Origin of the sequence: Vibrio sp. 10N.222.54.E6 (assembly GCF_041473955.1) — a bacterium.
In the GTDB taxonomy this organism is placed as follows: Bacteria; Pseudomonadota; Gammaproteobacteria; order Enterobacterales; family Vibrionaceae; genus Vibrio; species Vibrio tasmaniensis_A.
The window spans coordinates 1-1,355 of record NZ_JBFRTD010000058.1 but is presented as its reverse complement, the minus strand read 5'-3'; the positions used below and the strand labels follow the sequence as shown (position 1 = coordinate 1,355).

General features: G+C 39.6%; 1 protein-coding gene. It reads right to left on the bottom strand.

Annotated elements, in window-relative coordinates:
* Window positions 1–239 precede the first annotated feature (239 nt).
* On the bottom strand, window positions 240–1,277 hold the full coding sequence (locus tag AB4513_RS24110; RefSeq protein WP_102257639.1) for an IS110 family transposase: 1,038 nt from the start codon (window positions 1,275–1,277) through the stop codon (window positions 240–242).
* Window positions 1,278–1,355 lie beyond the last annotated feature (78 nt).

Below are 1,355 nucleotides of genomic sequence, written 5' to 3'. Positions count from 1 at the left end.
ACTCTCCGCACCATTGTGGGCATCTTATGTGGACTCCCCATTGTCAACAGTAATCGTCAGTAAATCAGAAATAAATGCGCACTTATGTACGAGCTCAACAAGAGTAGCTAACTCAGGCTCTACGATATTTACGCGAGTTAGTAGCAAATCTAAGCTACGAGTTCAAGACTCTCAGATGCCCGCTGCTTTGACTAACTGATTTTCATCCAATTTATGCATTTTACTGTTAAGACAATTTACTAAGATACTAACGGTTCAGCTTTATATTCCGTACCTTGAGTTAAAATAGCAAATGCTGTTCTGACATTTTTATTTGCCAACGCTACCGCAGCACACTTCTTACCTCTACGTTCAATTAAATTTTTTAGCCACTCTTCTTTTTTTGTTTTCGGTGGGCGATTGGCAACCTTGCTTACGATCGACATCGCACCAGTAATCAATTGGCTTCGAAACAGAGTATTTTTAAAACCTCTTCCTATCGAACCGATTTTAGCTCTCCCCCCACTTGAATGTTGTATTGGTGTGAGCCCTATGCAGGCTGCGGCTGCTTTCCCTTTACTAAAAGCTCCAATGTCAGCACACCCGAGCGCGATATATAAGTTAACAGCATTAAGGATACCGATGCCCTCAATTTTAAGTAACTTCTTACATTCAGGATGATAATTCAAAGATTCTTCAAGGCAGTTGTCGTAAATATCAATCGCTTCAACCAGCGATAAATATTGATCCCAGGCAGTAGATATTGCCTGACGAAACGAAGGTGAAAAACCATTATCTGCGTCTTCTAGGGTTTCATCAATTGTTGCTCTTAACCCCCCATTTCTGTTGGAGACTTGAATATTTAATTCAGATAACAAAGCAATCAATTGGTTTTTAGAAGCGGTTTTTTGTCTTATGCTTAGTTCTCGTAAGCGGACAATCGATTGTAGTTGCTGCTGTTCGGCTGTTTTACCTTGAATAAAGTTCACATCAGGTAACAGTGATGCTTGTACTATCGCCAAAGCATCATTTTTGTCAGTTTTCTGATTTTGTCTGACCACAGCAACTAATCTCGATGAGATTAAACGAGCATCATGCCCATGAGAAGAAGCGAGTTGCTTCCAATAATTCGAAGTACCACAAGCTTCAAACACGATTGTGGCAGGCCTTGAATTTACTAACCAACAAGTAAACGCCTTCGGTGTCATCTCTGTATTTGAGTGCACTTTTCTGTTTGTATAAATACAAACTTGGATCACTTTTTTAGCTAAATCAACGCCAACAATCGTCTTGTTCATTTGAATCTCCAAATTATTTTGAACCCTACTATTGTAGGACTTAGGGTTGGGGAGTCCAATTATCTAAGTTGACATTTT

Excerpts from the sequence above, each read along its gene's own strand:
- AB4513_RS24110 (WP_102257639.1), bottom strand. The coding sequence starts at position 1,277 with ATGAACAAGACGATTGTTGGCGTTGATTTAGCTAAAAAAGTGATCCAA.